Genomic DNA, 282 nt, shown 5'->3' on the forward strand with positions numbered 1-282 from the left:
TGTAGACTTCCAATAAAGGAATAAGTAAAAGTTGGTGGCTACGGCGAGATTCGAACTTGCGACCCCATCATTATGAGTGATGTGCTCTAACCAGCTGAGCTACGTAGCCTTAACTTTTATTTTCAATAAAAAGCCGCTCGTTGAGCGGCTTCTCAAGAATATGGCTGGGGTAACAGGACTCGAACCTATGAATGGCGGGATCAAAACCCGCTGCCTTACCAACTTGGCTATACCCCAAATGGTGCGGAAGGAGAGACTTGAACTCTCACGCCGTGAAGCACT

General features: G+C 47.2%; 2 tRNA genes. Both read right to left on the reverse strand.

The annotated features are described in order from the left end of the window. Positions 1 to 32 precede the first annotated feature (32 nt). Positions 33 to 109 (reverse strand) — tRNA-Met (locus ACTRWF_RS19725). Between the two features lie 52 nt (positions 110 to 161). After that, positions 162 to 237: transfer RNA gene (locus ACTRWF_RS19730), tRNA-Gln, on the reverse strand. Positions 238 to 282 lie beyond the last annotated feature (45 nt).

Source organism: Alteromonas sp. G5_S2_22_S1 (assembly GCF_054968525.1).